Raw genomic sequence first — 23,781 nt, forward strand, 5'->3', positions numbered from 1 at the left:
TCGAAGGAGGTTGTTTCCAGTGGACGTCAAACTCGACACCGTCGACAAGCTTTCCAGCATGCGCGCCCTCCTGCGCACCAGAGTTGAAGGTCTGCAACCGCCGTTTCCCCGCATCGTCCTGTTCTTCTCCGTCTCTGACGGCGATTCACGCGCCCGCGTGGTGAATGCTTCGGGCGCCTCGCTGGAGTCGGCCTGGCAGAAGGGGCTCGCCGCGCTGCGCGAAATCATGAAAGGCGAAAAGCTGGCCGGTCGCTGGCTTCGGGTGGACTGGGTCGACCGCGCCGAGCGCAAGGACTGGCGCCGCCTGCGTGCTTTGCTCGTAAAGACCAAGCGCAACTATTTCCGCTACGGCATCGCGTTCGACCCGGAGCTGAATTTCGCTTTCACCGAGCTTGAGCTCAACGCCAACGCGGCGCTTTACGGTGGCAACACCATCGCGCATGCGGTGTTCAACCAGAAGAACTTCGCCACCTATGCCGGCATCCGCTATCCCGACATGCCGGAACCCGATCTCGCCGACGAGGCCGATGTCTATCTGTTCTCAACGCGTGGCGTCTTTTGCGACGAGGCCGGCAATCTCCACGAACTGAATGGCGCGGGTTTGGATGCCGGCCGGCGCATCGTGGCCGAGCTTGGCGAAGGCGACGTGACCCCATTGGTGCGCGATGCGTCGGCCTACCTTGCCCGGCAGGTCGAGCGCTACGGCACCTTTGTCTACGGCTATCACCCGTGCTTCGACCGGCGGATAGCCGCCTACAACACCTTGCGCCATGCCAGCACCACCTACGCCATGGTCGAAGCCTGGGAGGTCACACGCGACGCGCGCCTCAAGGCGGCGATCGACCGCTCATTGAAACGCTTGTGCGGCGCGCTCATACAGACATGCAGCCTGCCGGATGGGACCGAGGCCGCATTTCTAGTCGACGTCGGCAACGAGGTGAAGCTCGGCGGCAATGCGGTCGCGATCCTTGCGCTCGCCAAATACGCCGCCGTTACCGGCTCCAAGGCCCATCACCCGATGATGGAGAAGCTCGCGCTCGGCATCCGCTACATGCAGGATGAGGAGACCGGTGCGTTCAGCCACGTGCTGAGCTTTCCGGATCTCGGCGTGAAGCAGGATTTCCGTACCATCTACTACGAAGGCGAGGCCGCCTTCGGCCTGATGCGGCTCTATGGCCTGACGCGCGATCCACGCTGGCTCGAAATGGTCGAAAAGGCCTTTGTTCACTTCATCCGCAATGACCACTGGAAGCACCACGACCACTGGCTCAGCTACTGCGTCAACGAGCTGACGCGCTACCGCCCGGAGGAGCGCTATTTCCGCTTCGGCATCGCCAATGTCGCCGGCTATCTCGACTTCGTCTCGGATCGGATCACGACATTCCCGACGCTGCTCGAACTGATGATGGCGGCACGCGAAACGCTGGCGCGCATCGACGAGCGACCCGAACTGCACCACCTCTTCGACGGTATAGATCTCGAGCGATTCGAAAACGCCCTGGAAAAGCGCGCCCACTACCTGCTCAACGGGCATTTCTGGCCCGAACTCGCCATGTACTTCCGCAAGCCGGACAGGATCGTCGGATCTTTCTTCATCCGCCATCACGCATTCCGCGTGCGCATCGACGATGTCGAGCACTATCTGTCCGGTTTCGTCGCCTATCGCCGCTATCTGGAAGAACGTGACGCGTTCCGGCGTCTCGTCGCAAGGCATACCGCCCCTGAGTCCGAACCGGCCGATCCGGACGCGATCTGGACTGCCGCGCATGTCGAGGCCGCGACCGGCGGAACCTGGGTCCGTCATCCGCCGCAGGACTGGTCGGCACGGGGGCTTTCGACCTTCGCGCCCGCCATGCAGCCGGGCGACATGGCCGTCGTGCGAACCGGCGACGAAACGGTCGGCATGCTGCCGCAGGTGGTCCGTCGCATGAACCCGCCTCCGGCCGCCCTGATCGCACGCGATCCCGAAGCGGTCGACGTGACGGACGTGCCGCTGCTCACCGTACCCGATTGCGACGAGGCCGTGCTTGCCATGGGCCGCTACGCGCGGACGCGCATGACCGGCAAGGTGCTGGGCGTGACCGGCAGTTCCGGCAAGACCACCGCGGTGGCCATGCTGGCTCATGCGCTGTCGGCGCATGGAACCGTCGCCAAGAGCGCGCACAACGCCAACCTGCCTCATGGCGTGGGCTGGAACCTGGCTTCCATACCTTGGGACACGCAGCATATTGTGATGGAGCTCGCCATCGGCCGCATGGCCGTCAGCGCACGGATGGCGCGACCTCAGGTCGCCATCTTCACCAACATCGCGCCTGCCCACCTCAATGAGACCAGCACGGTAACGGATGTTGCGCGCACGAAGAGCGCGATTTTCCTCGGCATGTCGCCGGGCGATGTCGCAGTCATCAACCGCGACATGATCGAATGGGAGACGGTGCGCGCCGCCGCCGAGAGCCGCAGCCTGCGCATCGTCCACTACGGCGAGCACGCCGATTGCGCGTTCCGCCTCGTCTCGCACGACGCCAGCGACGGCTCGGTCAAGACTAGCATCGAGGGGCGCGAGATCAGCTACCGCGTCGGCGCCGCAGGCCGTCACATGGCGATGAACAGCCTTGCCGTGCTGGCCGCCGTCTCCGCCCTCGGTTACCCGCTGGAGCCCGCAATCGCCAAGCTCCAGACATTCGCGCCGCTGCCGGGTAGGGGGCAGATCTGCGACCTCTCGCTTGGGGGACGCAAGCTTACGGTCGTCGACGATGCCTACAATGCCAATCCGGGCTCGATGGAAGCAGCCTTCGATCAGTTGAACGACTATCCGGGCGCACGCCGCCGGGTCGCCGTGCTGGGCCAGATGGCCGAGCTTGGCCCGCAGTCGCCGATGTTTCATACGCAGCTTGCGAAGCTGATCGAGGACCGCGCTATCGACCGGGTCTATGTGACCGGAGAACTCTACCAGGACTTCTGGCGCACCCTGCCGCGATCCCGGAAGGGGCTCTATCTCGGCTCACTGGATGCGATGAAGGAAGTGCTGGAGGAACAGCTCGCCGATGGCGACGTGGTGCTGGTCAAGGGCTCCAACAGCACCCGCATGTACGAGATCGTCGCCTGGCTCAAGGAAATGGCGCAGGCCGACGTCGAACGGCCGGCCGCCGAATAGGGCTACTCGCGCTGATCGAGTTCGAAGTCGGTCAGAGCCCGGCGAATCTCGTTGGTCGAACGACCTTGCGCCAGCAGCGCGGCGGCAAGCCGGCCGTTCAGCGCCAGCAGGTGCCGTCGCGGATCGGCCGCCTGCGCGTAGACGTGCTGCGGATCGAAACCTGCGCTACGCAGGCGTCGCACATAATAGAGCTGGCTGAAGAACGGCACGACACGGTCTTCCGGGTCCGAAATCACATAGATCTGCGGCTTCGGATCGGTGGCGATCCGGTCGATCTCGTCCATCGGATCGTAGAAGTTGCGCGAATCGTAAAGCAGCCGGCCGGGCAGGGAACGCCGACGCTCCCAGAACCTCGATACCTGCTTCACGGATACGAGGCCGGAACTCATCACGGCAGCCGAGATGTCGGTTCGCCGGTTGAGCAGCCCGGCGACGATCTGCGCGCCGGCCGAATGGCCGCTCAGGATGAACGAGGAGACGTTGTAGCGTTCCTTGATCATGTCGACGGCCCGGTTCATCAGCGCGATCTCGCGCGGATGGCGGCGCATGTTGTGGTCGCCGGAAGAACCGTAGATGCCCGGTCGCGCGATATAGATCGTGGGTCGCCCCGCCAGCGTCGACCACTCGGTCATGTCCGACGCGATGGATGCTGGGGAGCGCTCGATATACGACCCGGTGATGAAGCGCACGCCGCGCGTGTTGCGCAACATCACATCCCCGGCGAAATAGACGAGCACGCTGCGATTGCCACCCTCGGCCAGCCCGTGGGGATAATATCTGATGCAGTCGCCGCGCCCTTCATGATCGATCCAGAGCCCGTTCGGAACCTGTGCGCAGTGCTCAGGAGAGCTGAAACTGCCGTTCAGCGCCTCGAAAGGGCTAAAGTGCTCGTCGCCCGTGGGTACCGCAAGCTCCTGCGGCTGCGGCAGTTCGAACGGCCCGAGCCGCGGCGCATCGGCATGCGCGGCCTGCGAAGCGCCCTGCACCGACAAGGCCAGCAGCAGCCAGCGCACCAGATGCCAGCTCAGTGTATGACCGTCATCGCTCATCGCCCGACTATGCGCTTTTCTTGTCTCTCCATGTTGAGAGCCATCCATCTGCAAGCTTCCGACGCAAGGCCGCGCTCGCTCGGCGTCGTGACATGGTTAGCGAAACGATAATCCGCACCAAGAAAAACGCCGCCGAGGTGAGCGAGGAACTGTCTATCGTCGTAAGGCTGGGGCAGATTCGGGTTTTAAGGCGGGAAGTGGCGCGGGATTATGATCTGCGTCGCGAATATGGCGATCCCGGCAGGATTCGAACCTGCGACCATCGGCTTAGAAGGCCGGTGCTCTATCCAGCTGAGCTACGGGACCGTCGCTGCGCCTTGGTCGGCCGCGAGATCAGGGCGCGTCAGTGTGTCCAGGGCGTTTTGCGGTCATAGCGGAAATTCTCCGCGTAGGAAATCTGCCGCCGGCGCGTTTCCTTGGGTTCCTGGACCCGGTAGGCAAGCCCGTTCTTCTTGGCGTAGGCGATGGCCTCTTCCAGTGTGGGGAAGGTGAGGCGGATCTGGCTCTTCATGTCGCCGGAGGAGGTGTAGCCCATCAGCGGGTCGATCTTGCGCGGCTGCTCTGGATCGAATTCGAGAACCCAGTGGCCGGTCTTCGCCTTGCCGGACTGCATGGCGGTCTTCGCCGGGCTGTAGATGCGCGCTGACATGTGAGCCTCGTTCCTTGCCTTTGCCGGCCTGCCGGTGGTCGGAGCGGCAGGATTCGAACCTGCGACCCTCTGGTCCCAAACCAGATGCGCTACCAGGCTGCGCTACGCTCCGTGGCCGGTCAAGACCGCTGGTTCCCATAAGTTTTCGCCGGCGGCGAGGCAAGCCTTTATTTTGCCGCCGGCCTTCATGTCGCGGCGCGAACGGTTTCAGCCGGCCGCCGCCGCAAGCCCTCGCGCCAGGTCCGCCTTGATGTCTTCCGGGTTTTCGAGGCCGATCTGCAGCCGGATGACCGGCCCCTGATAATCGCCCTTGGCAACGGTCCGGTCGCCCAGAAACACGTGTACGGCAAGGCTTTCATAGCCGCCCCACGAATAACCGAGGCCGAAAATCTCCAGCGCGTCGAGGAAGGCATGCGCCTCGCGTTCGCCGCCGCCCGACAGCACAATGGAGAAGATGCCGCTGGCGCCGGAAAAGTCACGCTTCCAGATGTCATGGCCTGGAAAGCTCTCGAGCCCCGGATGCAGCACGCGCGCCACGCCTTGCTGGCCCTCCAGCCAGCGCGCGACGTCGAGCGCGTTTTCCTCGTGCCGCTCCAGCCGCACACCCATGGTGCGCAGGCCGCGCAGGACCTGGTAGACGTCGTCGGGCGCCGCGCAGCAGCCCATCGTGAAATGCGTCTCTTGCAGCCGCTTCCAGCAGGCCTCGTTCGCCGAGACGGTTCCGAGCAGCACGTCCGAATGGCCTGCGGGGTATTTCGTCGCCGCATGGATGGAAATGTCGACGCCGTGGTCGAGCGGACGGAAATAGAGCGGCGTCGCCCAGGTGTTGTCCATCATCACCACCGCGCCGCGCGCCTTGGCTTCCCGGGCAATCGCGGGGATGTCCTGCATCTCGAACGTGTTCGAGCCGGGCGATTCGGTGAAGACCACCTTCGTGTTGGGTTTCATCAGCGCGGTGATTCCGGCGCCCACCAGCGGGTCGTAATAGTCGACCTCGACGCCCAGCCGTTTCAGCATCGTGTCTGCGAAGTTACGTGTCGGGTGATAGACCGAATCGACGATCAGCACGTGGTCGCCCGCCGACAGAAACGCCAGCAGCGGTATCGTCACAGCCGCCAGGCCGGACGGCACCAGGATCGTCCCTGCGGAACCTTCGAGCGTGTCTATAGCGGAGCTCAGCGCATCGGTCGTCGGCGTGCCGCGCGTACCGTAGGTATATTTCTGGGTGCGCGCCGCCATGGTCGCGGCGTCGGGGAAGAGCACGGTGGATGCATGGACGACGGGCGGGTTCACGAAACCGAAGAACTCGCGTGGATCGTTACCGATATGGGCAAGCCTGGTGTGGATGCCCTTGTTCGCGTAGTCGCCCTTGCTCATGAAAACCTCGCCTCTTGCTGCAGGCCTGAACGCATATCGGTTGCCCTGCGAACCTGCAACCGCCACAGCGGCACTGCCCGGTGGGGCACATTCGCAAGCGCTTGATTTGCCATGGATTGCGGCAGGCGCAGCCCATAAAACGCGCAGTGCTGCCTGTGCGGTCACCAATTAGGCGGCGTGTTTCATTCGCACTTGACCGGCGCTGAATAATGGCCTTCGATGCCGGTCGTGAGTGGGAGGTGGAGCACGCGCGTCTGCAACGATGCCGAGTTCCGGTCAGGGGCCGGGACGGAATGCTGCTTCCGTACGGAATGAACAGGGGCGAAGACCCCGAAACAGAAAAGGGTATGTGGGCATGAAAAAGCTAGTAACGGGTATTCTCGGCTCGGCCGCGCTGGTGTTTACGGCTTCGGCTGGCTGGGGCGCGACGCTCGACGATGTGAAGGAACGCGGCACGCTGCGCTGCGGTGTGCATACCGGTCTTGCCGGTTTCGCGGCTCCCAACGACCAGGGTGAATGGTCGGGTTTTGACTATGATATGTGCCGCGCCATCGCGGCGGCCATCTTCGGCGATCCAAGCAAGGTCGAGGCGGTTCCCACCAACGCCACCGAGCGCTTTCCTGCGCTGCAGTCGGGCGAGATCGACGTTCTCTCGCGCAACACGACGTGGACGCTCAGCCGCGACACGTCGCTGGGCTTCAACTTCACGGGCGTCAACTATTATGACGGCCAGGGCTTCATGATCAACTCGACGAAGCTGCCGGGCATCAACTCGGCGCTGCAGCTTTCGGGCGCCGCGATCTGTGTGCAGACGGGCACGACGACCGAACTCAACCTGGCCGATTACTTCGCGGCCAACAACATGGATTACAACCCGGTTGTCTTCCAGGGCTTCGACGAGACCAACGCAGCCTACGAGGCCGGCCGTTGCGATGCCTACACCACCGATCAGTCCGGTCTCTATGCGCTTCGCCTGACGCTCGCCAACCCTGACGAGCATGTCGTGCTGCCCGAGATCATCTCCAAGGAGCCGCTCGGACCTGCCGTTCGCCATGGCGACGACCAGTGGTTCGACATCGTCAAGTGGACGCTCTTCGCGATGATCCAGGCCGAGGAACTCGGCATCACCCAGGCCAATGTCGAGGAGATGAAGGGTTCGGATAACCCGGAAATCCGCCGCATACTCGGCCAGGAGGATGACTCCTCCATCGGAACGGTGCTCGGCCTCGAGAACGACTGGGTCGTCAAGATCGTGTCGGGCGTCGGCAACTACGGCGAGGTCTTCGAGCGCAACATCGGCCAGGAAAGCCCGCTCAAGATCGCACGTGGTCTGAACCAGCTCTGGACAAAGGGCGGCATCCAGTACGCTCCGCCGATCCGCTGATCGAGATACTGCTCCGGAAGGCTCCAGCAGCCTTCCGGAGTGGTCGGCATCACTGAATCGGGAAGGAGGGGGCATGGCTTCCCCGACGAGCGTTCATGACCGCGCACCTGCGCGCGCGTCCCTGCTTTACGATCCCCGCGTGCGCGGCATCGTCGTCCAGGTTGTGGTCGCGATCGCGCTGGTCCTCATCGTCTACTGGATCATCGGCAACACGACCGAGAACCTGCAGCGCGCCAACATCGCATCGGGTTTCGACTTTCTAGGCCGCCGCAGCGGTTTCGACATCAGCCAGACCCTGATCGACTATTCGGCCAACTCGACTTTCGGCCGCGCGATCCTGGTCGGCCTGGCCAACACCATCCTCGTTGCCGTCATCGGCATCGTCACCGCAACGATCATCGGCTTTCTCATCGGCGTCGGGCGGCTGTCACGAAACTGGCTGATCTCAAAGATCTGCACGGTTTACGTCGAGGTGTTCCGCAACATTCCGCCGCTGCTGGTGATTTTCTTCTGGTATCTCGGCGTGCTCGCCGTGCTGCCCGGCGCGCGCGAAAGCCTTGACCTGCCGCTGGGCACCTATCTCAACAATCGCGGCTTCTACATGCCGATGCCGATCTGGGGGGAGGGGGCGTGGCTGATCCCCGTGGCGTTCGTGATCGCCATCGCGATGTCCTTTTTCGTCGCGCGCAAAGCGCACCAGCGGCAGATGGCGACCGGCCAGCGCTTCCCCGTGTTGTGGACATCGCTCGCGCTGATCGTCGGTCTTCCGCTGCTTGCCTTCGCGGCAACGGGATTTCCGCTGACGTTCGACATGCCGGAACAGGGATCGTTCAACCTTGTCGGTGGCTTCTCGATCAAACCGGAGTTCCTTTCGCTTTATCTGGCATTGTCCTTCTACACGGCCTCCTTCATCGCCGAGATTGTCCGTGCCGGCATTCTCGGTGTTAGCAAGGGACAGACGGAAGCAGCCCACGCGCTTGGCATCCGCCCCGGCCCGACATTGCGTCTGGTCATCATTCCGCAGGCCATGCGCATCGTCATTCCGCCGCTGACCAGCCAGTATCTCAACCTGACCAAGAATTCGTCGCTCGCCGTCTTCATCGGCTACCCCGATCTCATCCAGACCGGGCAGACGACGATGAACCAGACCGGTCAGGCGATCGAGGTCGTGGCGATCTGGATGCTGATCTATCTGGGCCTGAGCCTGTCGACGTCGACGTTCATGAACTGGTTCAACGCCAAGATGGCGCTGGTCGAGCGATAGGAGAGATTGATGCAACAGGAAGATCTCTCCTTCGTCCGCACCGAGCTGGAGCCCGAACGACCGGCTCCAGCCGGCGAGCGCGGTATCGCCCGGTGGCTGCGGATAAACTTGTTCGCGACACCGCTCGATTCGGTCCTCACCGTGCTGGGCATGCTGTTGATCGTGTACTTCGTTCCACCGATGATCCGCTGGGCGTTCATCGACGCGGTGTGGAGCGGGCCGGATCGCTCGGTCTGCGCAACGGTCGCGCAGGGCGGCATCCAGCCCGAAGGCTGGTCGGGCGCCTGCTGGGCGTTCGTCAACGCCAAGTTCGAACAGTTCATGTACGGCCGCTACACGGTCTCCGAGCGCTGGCGGGTCAATCTGACCGCCGTGATGTTCGTGGCTTTGCTGGTGCCGCTGCTGATCCCGCGCGTGCCGCACAAGTTTCTCAACGCGGTGGCGTTCTTCATCGTCTTCCCCATCATCGCCTTCATCCTTCTGGTGGGCGGCTGGTTTGGCCTCGATTACGTGGCGACGAGCCTGTGGGGAGGCATGCTGGTGACGATGGTGCTGTCCTTCGTCGGCATTTCGGTGTCGCTGCCGCTGGGCATCCTGCTCGCGCTGGGGCGTCGTTCCAGGATGCCTGTGGTCAAGATGCTGTGCGTCGCCTTCATCGAGACGGTGCGTGGCGTGCCGCTGGTGACGGTGCTGTTCATGGCGAGCGTGATGCTGCCGCTGTTCCTGCCCGCCGGCATGACCTTTGACCGCTTCCTTCGGGCATTGGTGGGTGTCGCGCTCTTCGCGTCGGCCTACATGGCCGAGGTGGTGCGTGGCGGCCTCCAGGCAATTCCCAAGGGGCAATATGAGGGCGCGGATTCGCTCGGTCTCAGCTACTGGCAATCGATGGGATTGATCGTCCTGCCGCAGGCGCTGAAGCTGGTCATTCCGGGCATCGTCAACACCTTCATCGGCCTCTTCAAGGACACCAGCCTCGTCTACATCATCGGCATGTTCGACCTGCTCGGGATCGTCCGTCAGAATTTCGCCGATGCGAACTGGATTTCGGCGCAGACACCCATGTCGGGCCTGATCTTCGCCGGGTTCATATTCTGGATATTCTGCTTCGGCATGTCGCGCTATTCCATCTACATGGAACGCCGGCTGGATACGGGCCACCGACGGTAGGGCGGAAGAATAACAACAGGCCAAAGCGCCAAAAAGGGGAATGATATGGCCACTGAAAACGCAGTCGCCGCGGACCAGATCGCAATCGACCGATCGCGGATGCAGATTTCGGACACCGAGGTCGCCATCGAGATCGAGGGCATGCACAAATGGTACGGCGATTTTCACGTTCTCAAGGACATCAACCTCAAGGTCATGCGCGGCGAGCGGATTGTCGTTTGCGGCCCCTCTGGCTCCGGCAAGTCGACGATGATCCGCTGCATCAACCGTCTTGAGGAGCACCAGCAGGGACGCATCGTCGTCGACGGTATCGAACTGACCAACGATCTCAAGAAGATCGATGAGGTGCGCCGCGAGGTCGGCATGGTCTTCCAGCACTTCAACCTGTTTCCGCATCTGACCATCCTGGAGAACTGTACGCTGGCGCCGATATGGGTCCGCAAGACCCCCAAGAAGCAGGCGGAGGAAACCGCCATGCACTTCCTCGAGCGGGTGAAGATTCCCGAGCAGGCCAACAAATATCCGGGCCAGCTCTCCGGCGGTCAGCAGCAGCGTGTCGCCATCGCGCGGTCGCTGTGCATGAACCCCCGCATCATGCTGTTCGATGAGCCGACCTCCGCGCTCGATCCAGAGATGATCAAGGAAGTACTGGAGACGATGGTGGGCCTCGCCGAAGAAGGCATGACCATGATCTGCGTCACCCACGAGATGGGCTTTGCCCGCCAGGTGGCCAACCGCGTGATCTTCATGGATCAGGGCCAGATCGTGGAGCAGAACACGCCCGAGGAATTCTTCGACAACCCGCAACACGAGCGCACCAAGCTGTTCCTCAGCCAGATCCTGCACTGAGACGCCCAGCATTTCCTCGAGCAGCGCGACGGTAATGATGCGCCGTGCGGCTCTTGCTTTCGCGGTCTTGGCTGCGCTTGCCGCCGTGGCGGCACTTCTGGGCGCGGCGCTGCCGCGTCCGTTCCTTGCAGCCAAGCAGAGCGAACAGGATGCGGGGCCGCTGAGGCGCATCCTGATATTTGCCAATCCAATTCATACCGATATTGCGCTGCCGCCGGATCCGGATGTGCTGGCCAGCTTTGCGTTTCTGCGTGAAGACGGCTTGCCGATCGACGATCCCGCGGTCGGATGGATCGCGTTCGGCTGGGGTGGGCGTTCCTTCTATCTGGAGACCCCGACCTGGGCCGAATTGAAGCCCGGCCCCGCATTCCGGGCTCTGACGCTCGACAGGGCCGTCATGCATGTGGCGCTGGCAGGCGAGGTCGACCCGGCGCAGGCTGGCGTTCTTGCGCTCGACCTCACTCCTGCGCAATTCCAGCGGATCTTGGATGATGTCCTTGCCAGTTTCACACGGAATGCCGAAGGCGCCGTCGTTCCGATCGAGGGGCGTTCCTACGGTCTCTACGATCGTTTCTACGAAGCAAACGGCTGGTTCAACGCGCTCGTGGGATGCAATGTCTGGACGGCTTCGGCTTTGCGCTCCGCGGGGCTACGAACCGGGTGGTGGAATCCACTGCCTCTGAGCCTGCTCTGGTCCGTCGAAACCTACAATCCGGTCTGAGAGGGCCGGCTTGTTTCAAGGCGTGGGAGGTCGTCGCCGATATCCCAGCCGTAAAGCCAGTCGAAGTCGGCGGCGAGCGTTTCCGGTTTGCGCAGCGCGAGCACCCGGTCGCGTACAAAGGCGACCGGACCGGACGCATGCCATGTGAAGCGGTTGAACGCGCCACGCGCCGCCACGCGCTTGACCCGCTTGCGCCGCGCCTGCTCGTAAAGCGACAGCGCAGCCGCCAGACTGGTGGGTTCGCGGGCAAGTGCCGCAGCCAGCGCGACCGCGTCCTCTATCGCCATTGCGGCCCCCTGTGCGGCGTAGGGGCTCATGGCATGTGCAGCGTCGCCGATCAGCGCGATGCCTTCCTTAGCCGTCCAGGCGCCGTCCGGCGGCACTTCGTGGATCGGCCAGGTCGTCCAGTGGTCTGCTGCCTGCACCAGTTGTTGAAGGGCAGGGGAGGCGCCGCCCATTGCCGCTACCAGCATCGACAGGTCAGCCGCGTTGGACCATCTGCGCGTCAACTCCGGCGCGCGCGTCACGGCCACCAGGTTGATCGCCTCACCCGCGCGAACGGGATAAGCGACCAGGTGAAAGCCGGCGTGCAGCCACGCGGTGACGCGGTCGTTCGGCGGCAGTGCCGCATCCGTTCCGCTCCCCGCCTGCGCGGACGGCAGCATCGCGCGCCAGGCAACATATCCCGAATAGCGGCTTTGCCGCCCATGCCTGCCGAGTTCGCGCAATGTCGACCATACGCCGTCGGCGCCAATTGCGAGTTTGCAGCCGAACTCCTCGATCCGTCCGTCGCGGTCGACCGAGAGCGTGACCCCGTAGTCATGGAACGCGGCGTCGCGCACGGTCGCGCCGGTCGCCAGGTCAATCTCGGGTTGCCGTTTCACCGCGGCAAGAAGCGCGCTCTGCAGGTCGGCGCGATGGACTGTCAGATAGGGCGCGCCCCAGCGGCGCACCGCCTTCTCGCCAAGAGGGACGGACGCGAGCCGGCCAAGCGTTCGCGCACTGCGGATTTCCACCGCCTCGGCGCGCACCGCAATCGGTTTCAGGATCGAAAGAACGCCCAGCCGGTCGAGCAGGCGCGTAGCGTTTGGTGAAAGCTGCAGCCCGGCGCCGACTTCTTCCAGCCGGTCGGAGCGTTCGAAAAGCCTGACCTGAAAACCACGCTGTGCGAGCGCCAGCGCTGCCGTCAGGCCCGCAATGCCAGCCCCGGCAATCGCGATCGGCCCGGCGCGGAGGTCCACTTCAGGCTCAGGCGGCCTGCGGATGGTAGAGCGCGCCGGCGGGCGAGGTCTCGGTGGCCTTCAGCTTCGCATTGTAGCGATAAAGCGTCGAGCAGTACGGGCAGACCTTTTCGGCGTCATCGCCCATGTCGAGAAAGACATGCGGATGGTCAAAGGGCGGATTGGCGCCCACGCACATGAATTCCTTCACGCCGATCTCGATCGCGGCGTGACCTGCGTCGTTCTGGAAATGCGGTATCGCGTGGCCGGCCATCGGAAGCTCCCGGATGCTGCAAACTCGAAGCGGATTGCCTGCGTTTGCAGCATAAACCCGGTCTTTGCAAGTCGATGATATGAAACTGTCGCAAAAGCCTGTCACGAGGTAGATTGGCGCCTTGTCGCCTGGCAAACCTTTGGGGCACTGAGGAGATCATGAACGAACTGAGACCGGCAACGAGTGAATTTACCGGCGAGATGCAGGCGCTGGCGGCCGCGCCCGACGGCAATCCGGACCGGTTCGTGAACCGCGAATTCTCCTGGCTCCAGTTCAATCGCCGCGTGCTCGACGAATCGCAGAACCCTTGCCATCCGCTTCTGGAGCGTGTGCGGTTCCTGTCGATCTCGGCGACCAATCTCGACGAATTCTTCATGGTGCGGGTCGCTGGTCTTGCTGGCCAGATCCGCGAGGGGATTGCCATCAAGAGCCCGGATGGGCGCACGCCGGAACAGCAGCTCGAACTGCTGCTGCTCGAAGTCAGCCGCCTTCAGGAAGACCAGCAGCAGAGCTATTCGCTGCTGACCGGTCTGATGCGCAAGGAAGGGATCGAGATCGTCCGCGCCACCGCGCTCGTAAAGGACGAGAAGGCGTGGCTGGACGAGCACTTCATGGAGGCGATCTTCCCGGTGCTGACACCGCTGTCGATCGACCCGGCACATCCGTTTCCGTTCATTCCCAATCTCGGTTTTTCGATCGCGCTGAACCTGCGCCACCGCAGGCAGGCCGAGGAGATGACGGCGCTGCTGCGCCTGCCCGTAGCCCTGCGCCGTTTCATCCGGCTGCCGGACCGCAAGAGCACGGTGCGCTACATTGCGCTGGAAGATGTCGTGGGCATGTTCATCGGCAAGCTGTTCCCTGGCTACGAGGTGAAGGGTTCGGGCACGTTCCGCATCATCCGAGACTCCGACATCGAGGTCGAGGAGGAGGCCGAAGATCTCGTGCGCCTGTTCGAAAGCGCGCTGAAGCGCCGCCGCCGGGGCCAGGTCATTCGCATCGAGTTCGATGACGAGATGCCGGAAGGCCTGCGCGATTTCGTTGCCAGCGAGCTTGGCGTCGGTTCGTCGCGCATCAGCGTCCTGAAGGGGCCGCTGGCGGTGAACCAGATTTCCGAGATCGTCGCCCTGCCGCGCGACGATCTCAAGTTCACGCCCTACAATCCGCGCTTCCCCGAGCGCATACGCGAGCATGGCGGCGATTGCTTCGCCGCGATACGCGAGAAGGACATTGTCGTCCATCACCCCTATGAGAGCTTCGACGTGGTGGTGCAGTTCCTGCGTCAGGCCGCGCTGGACCCGGAAGTCGTCGCCATCAAGCAGACGCTCTACCGCACCTCCAACGACAGCCCCATCGTGCGCGCCCTGATCGATGCGGCCGAAAGCGGCAAGTCGGTGACGGCGCTGGTCGAGCTCAAGGCGCGTTTCGACGAGGAAGCCAACATCCGCTGGGCGCGCGATCTCGAGCGCGCCGGCGTCCAGGTTGTCTTCGGCTTCATCGAGTTGAAGACGCATTCGAAGATGTCGCTCGTGGTGCGCCGCGAGGACGGGAAGCTGCGCAACTACGTGCATCTGGGCACGGGCAACTACCACCCGATCACCGCGCGCATCTACACCGACCTGTCCTATTTCACTTCCGATCCGGTGATCGCGCGTGACGTTGCGCAGGTTTTCAACTTCATCACCGGCTACGCGGAGCCCGCCAACGAGATGCATCTCGCTATCTCGCCGCTGACGCTGCGAAACCGCATCCTCGAGCACATCCGTGCGGAGAAGGAGTTCGTCGCTGCGGGCAAACCTGCCCAAATCTGGATGAAGATGAACTCGCTGGTCGACCCGACCATTATCGACGCGCTCTACGATGCAAGCCGCGCCGGCGTGGAGATCGACCTCGTGGTGCGCGGCATCTGCTGCCTTCGTCCGCAGGTGCCGGGGCTGTCGGAGAACATCCGCGTCAAGTCGATCGTGGGCCGCTTCCTGGAGCACAGCCGTATCTACTGTTTCGGCAATGGTCACGGGCTGCCTTCAGACGATGCGATCGTCTACATCAGTTCCGCGGATCTGATGCCCCGCAACCTCGATCGCCGTGTCGAAACGCTGGTGCCGATCACTAACGGGACTGTGCATGAACAGGTGCTGGGCCAGATCATGCTCGGAAACATCATGGACAACCAGCAAAGTTTCGAAGTATTGGCGGACGGTACCTCGCGGCGGATGATGCCCGAGGAGGGAGAGGAACCGTTCAACGCGCAGGAATATTTCATGACGAATCCCAGCCTGTCCGGTCGAGGTGACGCCCTGAAATCCCATGCGCCGAAGCGCATTGCGCAACACAAGCGCCGCAAGAAGGCCAACACAGCCGAGACTGCATGATTCATACATCCCAGGGCCGGCTGCAAGATCGCCAGCCACTGTCGATCATCGACATCGGGTCGAACTCGATCCGTCTCGTCGTCTATGAGGGTGTTGCGCGTTCGCCGACCGTGCTCTTCAACGAGAAGATGCTGGCGGGCTTGGGGCGCGGCATCGTAACGACCGGCAAGCTCGACCCCGAGGCCGTCCGCCGCGCGGTGGACGAGTTCCGGCGCTTTCGCGCGCTGTCCGAGCAGGCGGGTTCCGAGCAACTGCACGTGATCGCCACGGCCGCTGCCCGCGAGGCTGAAAACGGCATGGATTTCATCCATCGCGCCGAAGAAATCCTCGGTGCGGAGATTCGCGTGCTGTCGGGCCGTGAAGAGGCTCATTATTCTGCCCTCGGCGTTATCTCCGGCTTCCACAAGGTGGATGGCATCGCCGGCGACCTTGGCGGCGGCAGCCTCGAACTTGTCGACGTCACGGGCGAGACGATCGGCGACGGCATCACCCTGCCGCTCGGCGGCCTGCGGTTGCAGGACATGGCGAAGAGCTCGGCCGACGCGGCGGCCCGCATCGCCCGGCGCGAGCTCAAGCGTGCCAGTCTGCTTGCGGGTGGCGAAGGCCGCACCTTCTACTGCGTTGGCGGCACATGGCGAAACCTCGCGCGCCTCCACATGAACGCCACCGGTTATCCGCTCAACGTGATGCATCATTACGAGTTCGACGTCGAAGGTTCCGGTGCCTTCCTGAAGCAGGTTGCCAGCGGCGACATCGGCAAGATGAAGGGCATCGAGCGCATTTCCAAGTCGCGACGAGCGCTTCTGCCTTACGGCGCCACCGTGCTGCAGGAAATCATCACGGCGATGAAGCCGAAGGACATCGTCGTCTCGGCGCTGGGTGTGCGCGAGGGCTATCTCTATTCGCTGCTGGAGGAGGAAGACCGCCGCCGCGACGCGCTGCTTTCGGCGGCGGAAGAGCTTGCGGTCCTGCGCGCCCGCTCGGTCACCCATGCGCGCGAGCTGGCGGCGTGGACGGGCGAGGCGTTCGAAGTTTTCGGGCTGGAGGAAAGCGAGGAGGACGCGCGCTACCGGCAGGCGGCCTGCCTGCTCGCCGACATCGGCTGGCGCGCGCATCCGGAATATCGTGGCACGCAGTCGCTCAATATCATCGCGCACGCATCCTTCATCGGTGTGGACCATCCGGGCCGCGCCTTCATCGGCCTCACCAGCCTGTTCCGGCATGAAGGCATTTATGAGGATGCGGTCTCGCCGACGATGCAGGCGCTTGCGGGCGCGCGCCACGTGGAGCGGGCGCGCATCCTCGGCGCGCTCCTGCGGGTGGTCTATCTGTTCTCGGCATCCATGCCAGGCCTCATGCCGCGGCTCAAATGGCGCAAGGGCGAGGGCGACAGCCTCACCCTTGTGGTACCTGCCTCGCATGCCGGCCTGCTGGGCGAGCGCCCCGAGGGACGCATGGCCCAGCTTTCAAAGGTGCTCGGCAGGCCGATGGACATCGCCGTCGGCGAGTGATCGGGCGGCTGGCCTCAGTAGGACAGCTTCGGATACCAGTCCGTGCCGCGTCCGCCGGGCGTGAGATCAAGGATTGACCACAACGAGGCGATGTCCGGCGCGAGGCGCGGATCCTGCCCGGGGTCTGCAGCGGCAGACGGCATTTCGGCCGCCCAGAATAGCCGCACCTCGTCGCCCTTGCGTGAAAAGACCACCAGCGCCGGGTTCTCCGTGCCGTCCTCGTTGATGAGGCCCAGATCGTTGGCGTAATTGTCGCCGACCGTCTGCACGAAATCGAGGTGTTGCCAGCCGCGCTCTTTCGCAAACGCCTGCTGGCGTTCGACCGGGCTGCGGCCGAAGATCTTGAGAGACACCCGCTGCTCGATATCGGCCGCGTTGCCGTCGACCGCGCCGAGCCAGTTGGTGCACATAGGGCAGGGGCGTTCGCGCTGCGGTCCATACATCCAGAAATAGCTCACGAGCGTGTCGTGCTTTCCGAACAGGTCCGCGAGGCCGAGGTCGTTCCCTGCAGCATCCCGGAACCTGTAGTCCTTGTCTATGACCGGGCCAGCCGGCAGGGACTGCCGCTGCTCGCACAGACGCGTCATGTGGCGGCGAAATTCGATCTCCTCGGCCAGCAAGGTCTCACGCGCCTTGCGATATTCCGCGCTTTCGCCGGGAAACGGCGGTTGCCTGAGGGCAGCCAGCTCGGCTGCCTGCGGGAGTGGATTGGCCATGTCAGCAACTCCTTCTTTTGCGATCTTACTCAAAGACGGATTGCGTTTGCCGGTTCCGACAATCCCGCAACGTCCAAGCCTCAAGTCGGCCGATCGGCGGGAACGTAGGTCAACCTGACTGCTTCCTCGCCGATGCGCTCGCTTGCCGTCAGCCGGAGCTTTGGTGGGGGAGAGGCAAAGTACGGCTTGCCGCTGCCAAGCGCGACCGGATGGACGTAGAGGCGGTAGGCGTCGATCAGGCCAAGCTCTGTCAGGCTCTGCGCCAGTTCCGGCCCGCCGACCTCGATTTCGCCATCAAGGTCTTCCTTCAGCCGCCGTATCTCGGTGCCAGCATCTCCTTGGATCAGCGTTGCGTTCGGGCCGACAGACTGCAACGAGCGCGACACGACCCATTTCGGCTGGTTACGCCAAGCCTCCGCGAAGGCCCGCAGATCAGGCGTCCACTCCGGATGCTCCTCGTCCCAATAGCGCATCACCTCGTAGAGGCGCCGTCCGTAGATACTGCCTGTCTGTTCTTGCGCCTGCTCGATGAAATGCTGAAACAGTACGGGGTCGGGCCCGAATTTGTCGTGGTCGACGTAACCGTCGAGCGATACGTTCATTCCGAAAACAAGCGTCGCCATCGTCTCTGTCCTCCCAGGTGCCGCGTAACCGGCGTATTGAACTCTCTTCGCAGCGAAAGCGTAGGTGGCTGGCAGTGCGATCACGCCATGGCGTAGCGCATCAGAACGCCGCCATTCTGAAGCGCTTTCGCTTCCAGGAGCGTCAACGAGGTCTTTTCCTTGGCCGTCTTGAACAGCGGCGTGCCCGCACCCCGAAGCACCGGCGCGATGCAGATGCGGTACTCGTCCACGAGACCTTCGGCGATCAGCGTCGTGAGCAGGTCGGCGCTGCCGAAGACATAGATATTGCGGCCGTCCTCGGCCTTCAGTCGGCGGATCGCGTCGCCGATGTCACCTTCGATCAGCGTCGAATTGTTCCAGTCGACGCTCTTGAGCGTGCGCGAGGCGACGAGCTTCGGCACCGTGTTCATTGCCTTGCCGATCTCACCTTCGCTGTTCTCGGTCCAGTGCGCTGCCATGCCCTCGTAGGTCTTGCGGCCGAACAGCAGGTAATCGAGGTCTGCCAGTTGATCGGTTGACAGTTTCTCGAGTTCGGGACCCCACACGGTTTCGTGGAAGTCGAGCTCCCAGGGTTCCGTTCCCTCGAAATAGCCATCGAGCGTTGCGACGTTCCAGGCGATCAGCTTGCGCATCGTCTTTCTCCCTAATCTGCTTGCTATTTGCAACCGGTATGTGTCTTCTCTCATATCCGATTGCTGATTGCAAGTGGTATTCTCTGAAGTGCTCGCAAAGGTGCCCGGACCGGACGGGAGAGGGTGCCGGCCCGGGCTGTGCGCAGCAGGCGGTCTGGTTCTACAAACCCGGCGCCGGATACCGCTCCCAGAAGCCTGGAGCGGGCTCCGTCTGCTGCACGACGTCGACCAGCACACCGGCCGGGTCGCGGGTCATGAAGCGGCGCTGTCCCCACTCCTCATCCGTGAGGGGATGCACGATCGGCGCGCCGCTGGCTGCGAACCGGTCATGGACCGCTGCCACGTCACTGACCTCGACGGTCAGGATCATGCCGAGCCCGTTGAAGGACTCGGGGCCGGGCGGATTGGACGGATGATCGGGATGCATGAACGCAAGCGTCGCTCCGCGCGTCTCGCCGTCGGCGGGACCGGACAGGTAGACGAACCAGCTCGCCTCGAACAGTACGTCGAACCCGAAATGCGTGACGTAGAAGTCGCGTGCTTCGAACAGCGCCGGCGTGGTGATGAGCGGGTAGAGGTCGCGAATTTTCATGGCCTGTTCCTCCTGCTGTGTGGCAGCATTGTCTGCAAAGGCGGCTGTGGTTGGTGCCGTGGCGGCCAGCATAGCGCCGGCGACGAGGCTTGCGATCGCGCGCGCGCAACGGCGCGCCGGCCCCCGCCTGGGGCGGCTTTGGTATTTCATGGCAGGTTCCTTTCTTGTGGGGGCAGGTGGTCACATGACCACCAGGCCTGCCGCGAGATTAGGCTTTGCCGGAAGCAAAACAATTATCCGCAAGGTAATGGCGAAGACGAGCTTTGCGGTAATCGGCCGGGCACCTTGCGGGCCGCTCCCCAACCATGCACGCCGACAAGCGGTGCATGACACACAATCGGTCTTCTCATGCGGTATGTTATACTATAACAAATGCCTGCCAACAGATATGGAGGTTAGGCAATGAAGTCTATTTCACGCTGGACGTGGCTGGTTTTCGCCGCCGGCGTCGCAGCCGCTTCGGTCGCAGGAAACGCGAAGGCCGATGAGGTGTCGCATTGGCGGCTTTTCGTCGGCGACCACACCGATCCCGTGGTGCGAGCCATAGAGCTGGATGATGGAACGGAGGCGGGCCGGTTCGACCTCGATTCCTATGCGAGCCTTTATCGCAGCAAGTCTGGCCGCACCGTGTTCGCTGTCCAGGGCGAAGCCGGCAAGGTCACGATACTTCGCTCAGGTCTTACATTGGAGGATCATGGCGAGCACGTCGATCTCGACATCGACGATCCGGAACGCCTCGAAACGGCGTTTTCAGGCGAAAAGCCTGCGCACTTCTTCGAAAATGGCGGCCGCATCGCGATGTTCTACGATGGCGAGGGGCGTGCCGACATCTTCCCCGAGGGGCAGGTGCTCGACGGCAAGTTCAGCCCGCTCACCCTCGATGTCGGGGCGCCGCATCACGGCTTGGCCGCGTCCTTCGGCGACTACGTGATCCACTCGGTTCCCGATCCGGAGGACGCGTCGCGTCGCCCCGTGGCGCTGCGTATAAAGGATTCCTCGGGCAATCAGGTCGGCGAAGACGTCGCGTGCCCGGGCCTTCACGGTCAGGCGGGTTCCGGCGGCGTTCTGGCTTTCGGGTGCCATGACGGTATCGTCGTTGCCATGTCCGCCGGGTCGGGCGCTCCCGAACTGCGGCACGTGTCGACCGCGGAACTTGGAGAAGGCAACGTCTCGACGCTGCGTGGCGGCACGGCGCTGCAGTTCTTCCTGACGAATTATGGCCAGAGCGCCGTGGTGCTGGTTGAGCCGGGCGCCGAGACCACGTTCCGTAAGGTCGATCTGCCGATGCGGCGCGTCGATTTCGCGGTGGACCCGGCCAAGACGCGCAACACCTACATCCTTACCGAGGATGGCAAGCTGCATCTGCTCGACGTTCTTTCCGGCAAGATCGAGAAAAGCCTGCAGTTGACCGAGCCCTATTCGATGGACGGCCACTGGCGCGATCCGCGTCCGCGGCTGGCGGTCGCCGGCGACTATCTGGCCGTGACCGACCCGCTGAAAGGCGTCATCCGGCTTGTCGATACGGATAGCTTCGCGGAAGAGCGCACGATCGCCGTGGAGGGCATGCCCTACACCATCGTCGCCGTCGGCGGCTCCGGGAAGCAGCACGATTGATCGGGCCAATCGCTGGTCTCAGCCGGCGACATCCCTCTCCCCCGTCGATCGGGGGAGAGTTGGACGGCAAAGCCAACCGGAGTGGGAGGCGAATCGCGAAGGTTCAGATCGCCAGTTGGTCAGGCGTTTCGAAAATCGCGATCTTGCGTTTGTGGAATTTCAGCGCGATCTCGCCGCGCACCAGGCTGAGCGCGCGTTCGCCGAAGACCTCGCGGCGCCAACCCTGCATCGCCGGCACGTCCGCTTCCTCGCCGGCCGCGGCGATCTTCTCGATGTCGTCGCTGGAGGCGAGAACCTTGGGCGCCACGCCCTGCTGTTCGGCCACCAGCTTCAGGAGCACTTTCAGCAGTTCGGCGGCCGCGCCCGTGCCCTCGGGCTGCTGTACGAATTTCGGCAGTTTCGGCAGCTCCTCCTTCGGCAGGTCCAGCGCCGCGTTGACGATGCTGAGCAGCGCGGTTGCCGTCGCCGAGCGCTCCCAGCCCTTGGGCGTGGTGCGCAGACGGCCGAGCGCCGTGGTGTCGCGCGGCCCCTGCTGGGCAATCTCGAAGATGGCGTCGTCCTTGAGCACACGTCCGCGCGGCACGTTGCGTTCGCGTGCTTCCCGCTCGCGCCAGGCGGCGACGGCCTGCACGACGGCAAGCTCCTGCGGCTTGCGAACCCGCATTTTCAGCCGCTTCCACGCATCGTCGGGATGCGGATCGTAGGTCTCGCGGGCCGTCAGCACCTCCATCTCCTCGTTCAGCCAGTGGGCGCGGTCCTCGCGCTCGAGCTGGTCTCGAAGATGGTGATAGACATCGATCAGCCAGGTGACGTCGGCGAGCGCGTATTCGAGCTGCTTGTCAGAGAGTGGCCGGCGGCGCCAGTCGGTAAACCGCGACGACTTGTCGAGCCGCGTTCCGGTCACCTTCTGCACGAGCTGGTCGTAGGAAACGCTGTCGCCGAAGCCGCACACCATCGCGGCGACCTGGGTGTCGAACACCGGATGCGGGATGAGCGCGCCCAGATGATAGATGATCTCGATGTCCTGCCGTGCGGCGTGGAAAACCTTGATCGTCGACTCATCGGCCATCAGCCGGAAGAACGGGGCGAGGTCGATGTCGGGCGCAAGGGGATCGATCAGCGCCGTGACGCCTGGCGCGGCCATCTGGATCAGGCACAGTTCGGGCCAGAAGGTGGTCTCGCGGATGAATTCGGTGTCGATGGTGATGAAATCGGAACGGCCGAGCGCGTCGATGGCGGCTTCGAGTTCGTCCTGGCGTGTGATGAGGTCCATATAGCTACTTTTTTCGTGCAATCCTGCCTCAATTCCAGCAGCGGGCGCTCCCGTCAACCCTTTCGAAAGGGGGAGGGCTACCTTTCCCGGCCGTTCGTGTCTTTGCTGCCGCCGCGCTGCGCCAGTCTGGCGAAGATGGTGGAGGTGCGCAGCAACGCCGTGAATCGCCCGCGTTCGGTGCTGGGCGCGGGCGCGCGCCGCCGCATCCGGTACAGGATGAGCGTTATGAAGATCGCGTAGACCAGCGCGCTGAACAGGAACAGCGCCTGCGGGCCGTACCATTGCATGACCGTTGCCGCTGCGAACGGACCGCCGATCGCCCCGAACGAGTAGAACAGCATCAGCGCGGCGTTGAGCATGACGTACTCGTTCTTGGCCGCTCGATCGTTGGCATGCGCTGCCGACAGCGAGAAGAGCGGCATGGCAAACGAGCCGAAGACGAACACCAGCGCGAAATTCAGCAGGCGATCGCCGCCCGCGAACAGGCCGAGCGCCAGCGCCGCTGCCATGGCGAGGCCGGTCGTGACCAGCAGCACGATACGCCGGTCATGCCGATCCGACGCATAGCCGAGCGGATACTGGATCAGCACGCCGCCGATGATCGACACGCTGACGAAGGTTGCGACGTCGGCGACCGACATACCGATGTCCTGCGCATAGACCGGTGACAGCGTGCGAAAGGCGCTGTTGGTGACGCCGACCGCGATGCAGCCGATCGCAGCGACCGGCGAGATCTGCCAGGCGCGCTTCAGATCGAGCTTCACGTCTTCGGGTGGCGACGGATTCGACCGGTCGCCGAGCGACACCGGGACGAGGGAAAGCGTGATCATGATCGCCATGACGGCGAAGATCGGGAAGCCTTCGACCCCGACGATGGGTATCAGGAACTGTGAACCGGTCACCGCGCCAAGGTCGATGATGCGATAGAATGCGAGCACCCGCGCCCGGTCGGCATTGGCGACGCCGGAGTTGAGCCAGCTCTCCATCACGGTGAACAGGCCTGCGAAGCAGAAACCGGATATGAACCGCACCGCCGTCCACATCGTCACGTCGATGGCGATCGCCATCAGCAGCGTGCCGGCCGCAGCGATGGCGGCAAGGGCGGAGAAGGCGCGGATGTGCCCGACGGCGCGCAGCATCCTTACGATAACGAGGCAGCCGATCAGGAAGCCGGCGAAATAGGCCGTGCCCATGAAGCCGATCGCGGCCGGGGAGAAGCCTTCCTGCGCGCCGCGCAGCGCAATGAGCGTGCCCTGAAGCCCGTTTCCCCCGAGGAGAATGCCCGCGGCCGTCAGGATGGGAATGAGGGGACGCAGGCTCGTCATCGGACCGGGATAGGGAGG

20 protein-coding genes and 2 tRNA genes are annotated in these 23,781 nt (G+C 63.5%); 9 read left to right on the forward strand and 13 right to left on the reverse strand.

Annotated features, from left to right (window positions below; all coding sequences use genetic code 11):
• The first annotated feature begins 19 nt into the window (after positions 1–19).
• Positions 20–3,154, forward strand: a complete 3,135-nt coding sequence (locus V1479_RS09890; RefSeq protein WP_368802735.1) for a UDP-N-acetylmuramoyl-tripeptide--D-alanyl-D-alanine ligase — start codon at positions 20–22, stop codon at positions 3,152–3,154.
• 2 nt (positions 3,155–3,156) lie between these two features.
• Here V1479_RS09890 and V1479_RS09895 read toward each other — a convergent pair whose 3' ends face one another.
• The 5 genes from V1479_RS09895 to V1479_RS09915 all read right to left on the reverse strand — a co-directional run bounded on the left by V1479_RS09895 (position 3,157) and on the right by V1479_RS09915 (position 6,229).
• Positions 3,157–4,203 carry an alpha/beta hydrolase gene (locus V1479_RS09895; RefSeq protein ID WP_368802736.1) on the reverse strand — a complete coding sequence of 349 codons (1,047 nt, stop codon included), beginning with the start codon at positions 4,201–4,203 and terminating at the stop codon, positions 3,157–3,159.
• Between the two features lie 229 nt (positions 4,204–4,432).
• A tRNA-Arg gene (locus tag V1479_RS09900) sits at positions 4,433–4,509 on the reverse strand.
• Positions 4,510–4,546: 37 nt separating this feature from the next.
• Positions 4,547–4,852 carry an ETC complex I subunit gene (locus tag V1479_RS09905; protein WP_173190548.1) on the reverse strand — a complete coding sequence of 102 codons (306 nt, stop codon included), beginning with the start codon at positions 4,850–4,852 and terminating at the stop codon, positions 4,547–4,549.
• Positions 4,853–4,887: 35 nt separating this feature from the next.
• Positions 4,888–4,964, reverse strand: a tRNA-Pro gene (locus V1479_RS09910).
• 95 nt (positions 4,965–5,059) lie between these two features.
• Positions 5,060–6,229 (reverse strand): cystathionine beta-lyase, encoded by a 1,170-nt coding sequence (locus V1479_RS09915; RefSeq protein ID WP_368802737.1) that lies wholly within the window; start codon positions 6,227–6,229, stop codon positions 5,060–5,062.
• Between the two features lie 355 nt (positions 6,230–6,584).
• On the opposite strand from V1479_RS09915, the gene V1479_RS09920 reads away from it, so the two are divergent.
• The 5 genes from V1479_RS09920 (at position 6,585) to V1479_RS09940 (ending at position 11,614) form a co-directional block, all read left to right on the forward strand.
• A complete protein-coding gene (locus V1479_RS09920) occupies positions 6,585–7,613 on the forward strand; it encodes an amino acid ABC transporter substrate-binding protein (protein WP_173190552.1) in 1,029 nt (342 codons plus the stop codon).
• A gap of 73 nt (positions 7,614–7,686) precedes the next feature.
• Positions 7,687–8,877, forward strand: coding sequence for an amino acid ABC transporter permease (locus tag V1479_RS09925; RefSeq protein WP_368802738.1), 1,191 nt, complete (start codon positions 7,687–7,689; stop codon positions 8,875–8,877).
• A 9-nt stretch (positions 8,878–8,886) separates the two neighbouring features.
• Complete coding sequence (locus V1479_RS09930; protein ID WP_368802739.1) at positions 8,887–10,044, forward strand: amino acid ABC transporter permease; 1,158 nt, start codon at positions 8,887–8,889, stop codon at positions 10,042–10,044.
• 45 nt (positions 10,045–10,089) lie between these two features.
• Positions 10,090–10,893 (forward strand): amino acid ABC transporter ATP-binding protein, encoded by an 804-nt coding sequence (locus tag V1479_RS09935; protein ID WP_368802740.1) that lies wholly within the window; start codon positions 10,090–10,092, stop codon positions 10,891–10,893.
• A gap of 37 nt (positions 10,894–10,930) precedes the next feature.
• Positions 10,931–11,614 (forward strand): TIGR02117 family protein, encoded by a 684-nt coding sequence (locus V1479_RS09940; protein WP_438620515.1) that lies wholly within the window; start codon positions 10,931–10,933, stop codon positions 11,612–11,614.
• Here V1479_RS09940 and V1479_RS09945 read toward each other — a convergent pair.
• Positions 11,599–12,855 (reverse strand): FAD-dependent monooxygenase, encoded by a 1,257-nt coding sequence (locus V1479_RS09945; RefSeq protein ID WP_368802742.1) that lies wholly within the window; start codon positions 12,853–12,855, stop codon positions 11,599–11,601. The genes V1479_RS09940 and V1479_RS09945 overlap by 16 nt on opposite strands.
• A 7-nt stretch (positions 12,856–12,862) precedes the next feature.
• Positions 12,863–13,108, reverse strand: a complete 246-nt coding sequence (locus V1479_RS09950) for a zinc-finger domain-containing protein (RefSeq protein WP_173190558.1) — start codon at positions 13,106–13,108, stop codon at positions 12,863–12,865.
• Between the two features lie 158 nt (positions 13,109–13,266).
• Between V1479_RS09950 and V1479_RS09955 the strand changes: the two genes are divergently transcribed.
• Together V1479_RS09955 and ppx are read left to right on the forward strand one after the other, a co-directional pair.
• On the forward strand, positions 13,267–15,477 hold the full coding sequence (locus V1479_RS09955; protein WP_368802743.1) for an RNA degradosome polyphosphate kinase: 2,211 nt from the start codon (positions 13,267–13,269) through the stop codon (positions 15,475–15,477).
• Positions 15,474–16,988, forward strand: coding sequence for an exopolyphosphatase (gene ppx / locus V1479_RS09960; RefSeq protein ID WP_368802744.1), 1,515 nt, complete (start codon positions 15,474–15,476; stop codon positions 16,986–16,988). The genes V1479_RS09955 and ppx overlap by 4 nt, the downstream gene beginning before the upstream one ends.
• A 14-nt stretch (positions 16,989–17,002) precedes the next feature.
• Here the strand turns inward: ppx and V1479_RS09965 are convergent, their stop codons facing one another.
• From V1479_RS09965 to V1479_RS09980, 4 genes are all read right to left on the reverse strand, one after another.
• A complete protein-coding gene (locus V1479_RS09965) occupies positions 17,003–17,704 on the reverse strand; it encodes a DUF899 family protein (RefSeq protein ID WP_368802745.1) in 702 nt (233 codons plus the stop codon).
• 80 nt (positions 17,705–17,784) lie between these two features.
• Positions 17,785–18,327: a dihydrofolate reductase family protein gene (locus V1479_RS09970; RefSeq protein ID WP_368802746.1), complete on the reverse strand. Its 543-nt coding sequence runs from the start codon at positions 18,325–18,327 to the stop codon at positions 17,785–17,787.
• 80 nt (positions 18,328–18,407) lie between these two features.
• Positions 18,408–18,959 carry a dihydrofolate reductase family protein gene (locus tag V1479_RS09975; RefSeq protein WP_368802747.1) on the reverse strand — a complete coding sequence of 184 codons (552 nt, stop codon included), beginning with the start codon at positions 18,957–18,959 and terminating at the stop codon, positions 18,408–18,410.
• Positions 18,960–19,119: 160 nt separating this feature from the next.
• Positions 19,120–19,701 carry a VOC family protein gene (locus V1479_RS09980; RefSeq protein ID WP_368802748.1) on the reverse strand — a complete coding sequence of 194 codons (582 nt, stop codon included), beginning with the start codon at positions 19,699–19,701 and terminating at the stop codon, positions 19,120–19,122.
• 252 nt (positions 19,702–19,953) lie between these two features.
• Here V1479_RS09980 and V1479_RS09985 point away from each other — a divergent pair, with 252 nt between their 5' ends.
• On the forward strand, positions 19,954–21,165 hold the full coding sequence (locus V1479_RS09985; protein ID WP_368802749.1) for a hypothetical protein: 1,212 nt from the start codon (positions 19,954–19,956) through the stop codon (positions 21,163–21,165).
• Between the two features lie 103 nt (positions 21,166–21,268).
• Here V1479_RS09985 and rnd read toward each other — a convergent pair whose 3' ends face one another.
• On the reverse strand, positions 21,269–22,438 hold the full coding sequence (gene rnd, locus V1479_RS09990) for a ribonuclease D (RefSeq protein WP_368802750.1): 1,170 nt from the start codon (positions 22,436–22,438) through the stop codon (positions 21,269–21,271).
• A gap of 77 nt (positions 22,439–22,515) precedes the next feature.
• On the reverse strand, positions 22,516–23,763 hold the full coding sequence (locus tag V1479_RS09995; RefSeq protein WP_368802751.1) for an MFS transporter: 1,248 nt from the start codon (positions 23,761–23,763) through the stop codon (positions 22,516–22,518).
• Positions 23,764–23,781 lie beyond the last annotated feature (18 nt).

The sequence above is a fragment of the Neoaquamicrobium sediminum genome (assembly GCF_040970315.1).
Classification (GTDB): Bacteria; Pseudomonadota; Alphaproteobacteria; order Rhizobiales; family Rhizobiaceae; genus Aerobium; species Aerobium sediminum.